This window comes from Arthrobacter sp. AQ5-05 (genome assembly GCF_003287975.1).
Classification (GTDB): domain Bacteria; phylum Actinomycetota; class Actinomycetes; order Actinomycetales; family Micrococcaceae; genus Paeniglutamicibacter.
The window spans coordinates 23690-30827 of sequence record NZ_QMKQ01000039.1; the positions used below are offsets into that span (position 1 = coordinate 23690).

A 7138-nucleotide genomic window follows, 5' to 3' on the forward strand; every position below is an offset into this window, starting at 1 on the left:
TTGAAGATCGACAGGAACCCAAGGAGCCCACCATGGCCTCGACACACACCACCACCCACCGCTCCCTGGTGCAATATGTTGCACTGGCCGTTGGCGCGGTATTCCTGCTGGTTGGTGTCCTGGGATTCATCCCCGGCATCACCAGCAACACCGAACACCTGGGGATGGCCGGACACCACTCCAGCTCAATGTTGCTCGGCATCTTCCAGGTCTCGGTCCTGCACAACATTGTCCACCTGCTCTTCGGCGTCCTGGGTGTCATGCTGTGGCGCAGCGCGGCGAAGGCGAAGACGTTCCTGGTCGCCGGTGGGATTGTCTACTTGGTCCTGGGCTTCTACGGGGTCTTCATCGACCAAGCCAGCGCCGCAAACTTCGTCCCGGTCAACACGGCTGACAACGTGCTGCACTTTGCGCTCGGCGTTGGGATGGCCGGACTGGGCCTGGTCCTTGGCCGGAACCTGGCCCCGGCCCGCCGCGCGGCCTAGGTACCTCCCCGCCGCAAACTGAAGCCGATCCCGGGACCCGCCGTACGTTCACATCGTGGAACGTGCGGCGGGTCGCCTGCTGCCACGACGGTGTGGTGCAGCAGCCGCCAGGAAGTCGTTGTTACTGCCACGGACAGGTATCCTCAATCGCAGCAGAACATGCCGCCTCGACTCCCAGGTGCGGCACCCCGAACAAAGGATGCGACGCATGCTGGCACTGGCTGCCGCCTCCCCGATCGTGGTGGCCATGGCCTTGTTCCTGGCCCGGACGAAGGCCACCAGAATGGCCCTCTATTCGTTGCTAACGGGAGTTCTCGCGGCCGTCATCTTCTTCCCCACACCCTGGAACGATCTGCTGGACGCCGGGGCCAAGTTCGGCCCCACCATCCTCGAGGTGCTGCTGATCCTCTTCGCCGGGGTGCTGCTCTCGCGCATCACCACCGAAACCGGCGCCATGGACAGGATCTCCGGCTGGCTGCGCCAAAGCTCCTCGAACCAGCAGGCCGGGACGGTGCTGGTGATCTTCGGGCTGGTCCCGTTCGCCGAATCCGTCACCGGTTTCGGCATCGGTGTCACGGTGGGCGTCCCGCTGCTGCTGCAGCTGGGGCACTCGATCAAGCACTCGGCGATCCTGAGCCTGCTGGGACTGGTGGCAGTACCGTGGGGAGCGCTCGGCCCCGGCACCCTGGTGGCGGCGGATCTGTCCGGACTCACCCTTTTCGACGTGGGTGTGCGCTCGGCCCAAATGACCCTGCCGGTGGTCCTGGGCGCGGGAATCGCGTCCTGGTTGGTGCTGCGAGCAGGCTCGCCGAGGCCCGGGCGGCTGCTGGCGCACCTGTTGGGTGCCGCGGTGCTGCTCAACGCCGGAATCCTCGCTGCCAACCTGCTCATGGGAACCCCTCCGGCAGGCATCGTCGGTTCCCTGCTGGTGCTGGCCGTGCACCTGCTGGCATTCGGGGCAGGCGGAACCTTGGTGCCCGCCGGACGATCCGTCTGGGTGGCACTGCTGCCCTACGGGGTGCTCACCGGAGGACTGCTGCTGGCCCGGGCGCTGACCTCGCCCATGGAACCCTCGCTGCTCAAGCGCGCACTGACCAGCGGCGGGGTCTGGCTCGTTGTCGCCTGCCTGGTCGCGCAATACGCCTCCGCCTCGCTGGGCGGAGGCAACCGGAAGCTGCGCACCCGGGCGCTGGCGGCCTACCGAAGCTGGATCCCGATCGGGGTGACCACCGGGGGATTCACCATCCTCGGAGCCCTGCTTGCTGCCACCGGCATGGGCAGGGAACTGGGTGCGGCGCTCGCCGGGATCGGCACCGGATATCTGGTGCTGGGTCCGGTGATCAACGGGCTGGCCGGCTTCATCTCCGGATCCAACACCGCGGCAAACTCCATGCTTTCGGCCACCCAGGCGCAGGCGGCCACCGCCATGGGTTCCTCGGTGCTGCAGATCGTCGCGGTTTCCAACGTCACTGCCTCGATGTCCACCATGCTCGCGCCCTCGCGGATCCTGCTGGCCTACGAGCTGGCCATCTTGCCGGTGGCCTCGGTTTCCGGTTCCGTCCCCCGGGAAGCACCTCCGAGCGAACACGAGGTCACCGCCTGGATCGCCCCGCGCCTCGGGGTATTGCTGGTCGTGGTGTGCACGCTGCTGGGCGTGGTCACCTGGGTGATCCACTAGCTCGCTGCCGGCAAGCCGGGCAGGGTCGGTGCGCCGGCCCGGCTAGTCGTCCTCGGAGGAGTGCAGCCGGCGTCGTGCGCTGAGCAGTTCGACTTCCGGGCGTGCGGCGACCAGCCGTTCGATCCCGTCGAGCACCTCGATCACGTGCGCGGCGTCGGCGGCGACGAGGCCGGCAGCGATCCCGGCGCGCCGGTGCAGCTCCTGCCTTCCGGTCTCCGCGGCGGAGACCTCGAAGCGGCGCCTGAGCTCGGCCAGGAGCGGACGCACGACGGAGCGCTTGGCCTTCAGCGAGTGAACCTCGCCGAGCAACAAGTCGAACTCGATCCATCCAAACCACATGGATCCATCATGCGCCAAGCCTCGCCCGATTGCCGGGCAGGCGGGGCTGCTCGTGGTTTCTAGCGCGCGCCGCTCGCGGCGATGGCCGCCGCGAGCACCGGGGCCAGGCGCTTGACGCCCTCGCGGATCTTCTCCTCGGGGACCGCGCTGAAGGCCAGGCGCAGCCGGTGGCTGGGCTCGTCCTTGGGGCTGAAGGCGGCGCCCGGGATGAAGACCACCCCGGCCTCGATGCCCTTGGACAGCAGCGCGTAGGTGTCGATGCCCTCAGGCAGGGTGACCCAGATGAAGAAGCCGCCCTCGGGCCGGGTGTAGCTGACGCCCTCCGGCATGTGCTCGTCGAGCGCCTCGAGCATCGCGGCGCAACGCCCGGCGTACAGCTCCCGGTAGGTCTGGATCTGCCCGCGCCAGTCGTGCCCGTCAAGGTACTTGCTGATCAGCATCTGGTTGAAGGTTGCCGGGCAGAGCGTGACGGCCTCGGCAGCGAGGTAGAAGCGGCGGAACAGGTGGGTCGGAACCACGGCCCAGCCGATGCGCAGGCCCGGGGCCAGGATCTTGGAGAACGAACCCATGTAGATGACGTTCTCGGGGTGGTCGGCGCGCAGCGGGCGGATCGGCTCGCCGGAGTAGCGCAGCATCCCGTAGGGGTTGTCCTCCAGGATGAGGATGTTCGCCTCGATACAGATCTCGGCGATCTCCGCGCGGCGCTCGGCGGCCAGGGTGATGCCCGAGGGGTTGTTGAAGTTGGGGATCGTGTACAGGAACTTGATCCGCGCGCCGGCCTCGCGCAACTGCCCGATGCGCTGGCGCAACGCGGAGGGAATGAGCCCGTGCTCGTCGGTGCCGACGGGTTCCGCATGCACCTGGTAGGCCTCGAAGGTGTTCAGCGCGCCCACATAGGTGGGGTCCTCGCACAATACGGTGTCCCCGGGGTTGCAGAAGACCTTGCAGGCGACATCCTGTGCGGCTTGTGACCCGGTGGTGATGACAATGTTATCCGGGTCGACCCCGGTGATCCCTTCCTCGGCCATGACCTCGCAGATCTGGGTGCGAAGTTCCTCGGTGCCCTGCCCGCTGCCGTACTGCAACGCCGTCATGCCCTGGGTCGCGATCAGCTCCGAGGCCATGGCCCCGAGCTTCTCCAGCGGCAGGGACTGCAGGTACGGGTTGCCACCGGCCAGCGAGACCAGCGACGGGTCCAGGGAGAGCTCAAAGACGTCGCGGACCGCGGACTGCTTGATGTGCGAGGCGCGGTCGGAGAAGAGCGACTCGTGCGCGGCGGCGCGTTCGAGGGCGATTTCGGTTTCACTGCCCGCAAGGGGTCCTGTAATTGAGCTCACACCCGAACTTTATCAACACCTGTTGCCTATAAGTCAACATCCGATCACTTCTGGCTCAAATACTTGTTGATGTCGATCCCATTGACCAGTACCTTCGCTTCGCCTGTTCCCGCGGCGACCATCGCGGTGTAGGTGAGTTGGGCAATGATGCGCGGGTCGTCGCACACCCCGCCCGAGCTGATCGCCCCTGAAAGCTCCACCGTGACAGTGTCGCCGGCGACGGAGGAGGAAACGTAGGTGAGGTTGGAGCTCGAAAGCGCATTCATCAATCCCGATTGGCCGTGCTGCGCGTCCTTGTCGTTGAGCAAATCGCTCATCGCCGCCTCCACCTGGCTGGCGTACACCACCGGCCCGGTCTCAGTGGCCACGATGCTGTCGCCGCACCCGATCATCGGGCCGGATTTTCCCTGGTCGTTGAGGGCGACATAGAAGATCGTCAAGGCGGAAGTCATGGTCGAAGGGCTCGTGGCAGGCGCTGTTTCCGAGGGTGACGGCGTGGGCGTTGGTGTCCGCGTCGCCGAGGGGGACGGGGTGGTGGTCGCCGGGGTGTCCGTTGCCGGTGCCGTGGACGAGGGGACCCCGGATTCCGAAATCCCGGTGGTGCTGGGGGCTTCGGCCGGGCCGCCGAAGCAACCCGACAGGGACAGGGCCATGCCGGCGCCCGCCAGCGAGGCCAGTGAAAGCCTGGTCAATCGATTTCGGAGCATGGTGCCCAACCCCTTCTTGCCAACGTTGCCGGCCACTGCGGCCAGTTCCAACATAGGTGGAAGGCGGGCGCCGAAACCAGCACGGCGGTGTTGCGGTTGGGTCTATTCCGGGGTGTCGGCCGGGCTTGTTGCCCGTGCGTCCAGCCAGGCCTGGACGGCGGCCGGCCGGATCCTGCGGTGGGTGCCCCGGTATTCGACCGGAATGGTCCCCGAATCGGTGAGCTTGCGCAGGTAGCTGGCCGAGACACCTGCCATTTTTGCTGCCTGCGAGGTGTTCAGCAGCGACTCGACGGTGCTCACACTCACCTCGTCGCCGCGCGCCATGCGCTGCAAGACATCGATGAGTGCCGCATGTGCGACATCCGGCAATTGCAGGGTGGTGCCGTTGACAAAGACGGTGGTGTCCGCGGACTCGTCCAGGGCTGCCGCGAGCCGTGCCGCGGCCTTCTTCTCCAACGCGGGGAAGGCCCGGAGCTTGCTCAATGACGGTGTGGGAGACGACATGCTTCCATCATGCCCGATGCCGCGCCAAAGTGCCGGTCGGGCGCGGCGGATGACGGGGCCCGCGCCCGGATTGCGCGGAACCGAACGCCCGGGCAACCGGCGAATGTTTCACGATCGTTGCGCCGAACGGTGGTGTGGGCGCGGCAAAATGCCGTAGTGTGTCGTTTACGGTCTAAAGAAAGTACTGACCAGTGCACCATCGCCGCACGCCCCAACCCCGGGCCGGCTGACGCACAGCGAGGCTAGCAAGTAGGCGCTCACACATCGATGTGGGAACGGCTGAAAACTACGACATCCACGATCATCGAATCATTCCTCGCTCCGATACTTTTCAGAACTTTCAAGGAGACTCTCATGTCCATCGATACTTCCCTCGACGCCGCCGCAGCCATCACCGAAGCAGATATTTTCGACGCCCACCTCGGTGGCAAGCTCAGTGTCCAGTCCAAGATGCCACTGACCACCAAGCGCGATCTCTCCATTGCCTACACCCCGGGCGTCGCCCAGGTTTCCCGCGCCATTGCCGCGGATCCGGCACTGGCCGCCACCCACACCTGGGCCTCGCGCCTGGTCGTGGTGGTCTCCGACGGAACCGCGGTGCTGGGCCTGGGGGACATCGGAGCAGCCGCCTCGCTTCCGGTCATGGAAGGCAAGAGCGCGCTCTTCAAGGAATTCGGGGGCCTGGATTCGATCCCGCTGGTGCTGAACACCACCAACGTCGATGAAATCGTCGAGACCCTCGTGCGCCTTCGCCCCAGCTTCGGCGCGGTCAACCTCGAGGACGTCTCGGCCCCGCGCTGCTTCGAACTCGAAGAGCGACTCATCGAGGCGCTGGACTGCCCGGTCATGCATGATGACCAGCACGGCACGGCCGTGGTGGTGCTGGCCGCGCTGATCAACGCAGCCAAGGTCACCGGCAAGGAATTGGGCCAGATGCGCGCGGTCATTTCCGGTGCCGGTGCCGCCGGCATCGCGATCTCCGAGATCCTGATCAACGTCGGGCTGGGAGATGTGGTGATCGTCGATTCCAAGGGCATCATCCACCGCGACCGCGACGACCTGAACGCCGTCAAGGCCAAGTACGCAGCCATCACCAACAAGGACGGGTTGATCGGCGGGATCCGCGAGGCCCTCGACGGTGCGGACGTTGTGGTCGGGGTTTCCTCCTCGAAGTTCGAGGAAGCGGACCTGGCAAAGATGAACGAGAACGCGGTCATCTTCGCGCTGTCCAACCCGGACCCGGAGGTCATGCCGGATGTGGCACGCAAGTACGCGGCTGTCGTCGCCACCGGCCGCTCGGACTTCCCGAACCAGATCAACAACGTCCTGGCCTTCCCGGGCATCTTCCGCGGTGCCCTGGATGCCGGCGCCCGCCGCATCACCCCGGCCATGAAGCTTGCCGCAGCACACGCCATTGCCGAGTTGGCCGAGGAGTCCCTCTCCAACGAATTCATCGTTCCCTCGCCGCTTGACCCGCGCGTCATGCCGGCGGTCTCCGCCGCCGTCCAGGCAGCGGTAGCCGCCGAGTAGCGAACACCCAGCAAGGCATCCCACGAAGGGGCGCCGGACAGGTACACCGGATACCCGGGACCCTGGCCGGCGCCCCTTCCTGCATGGCACCCGGTCGGGTCGAACAAAGCGGATGCTCCCCGCATCGGGTTTCACCGCTGGACCTCCGCCACGTGCCCATCGGATAGAGCGAAAGAGGAAGCCCAGGAACCACCACGGGATGCAAACCCGGGTCCGGGCGTGGCGCAGCATGTCGGAGAATCCGTACATGGGACCTGACGCGAACGGGCCGACACCTCTGCAGATGACAATTCGGGGCGATTCATGACTCGTATTGGCCGTCCATGACAGGCCGTTTGATCGGTCCCGCATTCCTGGGCTGGACTGCGTGGACAGGGGCTCGCCAAACGACCGGCGAACCGGGACCCGCCGCGGAGCAACCAGTGACCAATTGAACCGCCCCGGGTTTAATGGAGGGTGTTGAATCCTTGAAAGGATGAACACCATGGCACCACCGAAGAAATATCCAGATGAGCTTCGCCAGCGAGCAGTCCGCCTCGTGATGGACGCCCAGAAGAA

7 protein-coding genes are annotated in these 7138 nt (G+C 66.0%); 3 read left to right on the forward strand and 4 right to left on the reverse strand.

Translation table 11 applies throughout. From position 1 onward, the window contains the following. The first annotated feature begins 32 nt into the window (after window positions 1-32). Both DQ353_RS19570 and DQ353_RS19575 read left to right on the forward strand, forming a co-directional pair. On the forward strand, window positions 33-485 hold the full coding sequence (locus tag DQ353_RS19570) for a DUF4383 domain-containing protein (protein ID WP_113764859.1): 453 nt from the start codon (window positions 33-35) through the stop codon (window positions 483-485). A gap of 208 nt (window positions 486-693) precedes the next feature. After that, entirely contained in the window at window positions 694-2163 is a 1470-nt protein-coding gene (locus DQ353_RS19575; protein WP_181578518.1) for an L-lactate permease, read from the forward strand. A 42-nt stretch (window positions 2164-2205) separates the two neighbouring features. Here DQ353_RS19575 and DQ353_RS19580 read toward each other — a convergent pair whose 3' ends face one another. From DQ353_RS19580 to DQ353_RS19595, 4 genes are all read right to left on the reverse strand, one after another. Next, a complete protein-coding gene (locus DQ353_RS19580) occupies window positions 2206-2502 on the reverse strand; it encodes a DUF503 domain-containing protein (protein ID WP_113764861.1) in 297 nt (98 codons plus the stop codon). A gap of 59 nt (window positions 2503-2561) precedes the next feature. After that, the gene (locus DQ353_RS19585; protein ID WP_113764862.1) at window positions 2562-3839 is read right to left on the reverse strand and encodes an aminotransferase-like domain-containing protein; all 1278 of its coding nucleotides are present in this window, start codon (window positions 3837-3839) and stop codon (window positions 2562-2564) included. A gap of 44 nt (window positions 3840-3883) precedes the next feature. Further along, on the reverse strand, window positions 3884-4582 hold the full coding sequence (locus DQ353_RS19590) for a GerMN domain-containing protein (protein WP_286166931.1): 699 nt from the start codon (window positions 4580-4582) through the stop codon (window positions 3884-3886). 66 nt (window positions 4583-4648) lie between these two features. Continuing rightward, window positions 4649-5050 carry a helix-turn-helix domain-containing protein gene (locus DQ353_RS19595; protein ID WP_113764863.1) on the reverse strand — a complete coding sequence of 134 codons (402 nt, stop codon included), beginning with the start codon at window positions 5048-5050 and terminating at the stop codon, window positions 4649-4651. A gap of 354 nt (window positions 5051-5404) precedes the next feature. Here DQ353_RS19595 and DQ353_RS19600 point away from each other — a divergent pair, with 354 nt between their 5' ends. Next, window positions 5405-6580, forward strand: coding sequence for an NAD(P)-dependent malic enzyme (locus DQ353_RS19600; RefSeq protein ID WP_113764864.1), 1176 nt, complete (start codon window positions 5405-5407; stop codon window positions 6578-6580). Window positions 6581-7138 lie beyond the last annotated feature (558 nt).

What these genes read in the sequence shown, in the direction of transcription:
- DQ353_RS19575 (WP_181578518.1), top strand. Translation starts at nt 694, where the DNA reads ATGCTGGCACTGGCTGCCGCCTCCCCGATCGTGGTGGCCATGGCCTTG.
- DQ353_RS19570 (WP_113764859.1), top strand. Translation starts at nt 33, where the DNA reads ATGGCCTCGACACACACCACCACCCACCGCTCCCTGGTGCAATATGTT.
- DQ353_RS19595 (WP_113764863.1), bottom strand. Translation starts at nt 5,050, where the DNA reads ATGTCGTCTCCCACACCGTCATTGAGCAAGCTCCGGGCCTTCCCCGCG.
- DQ353_RS19580 (WP_113764861.1), bottom strand. Translation starts at nt 2,502, where the DNA reads ATGTGGTTTGGATGGATCGAGTTCGACTTGTTGCTCGGCGAGGTTCAC.
- DQ353_RS19600 (WP_113764864.1), top strand. Translation starts at nt 5,405, where the DNA reads ATGTCCATCGATACTTCCCTCGACGCCGCCGCAGCCATCACCGAAGCA.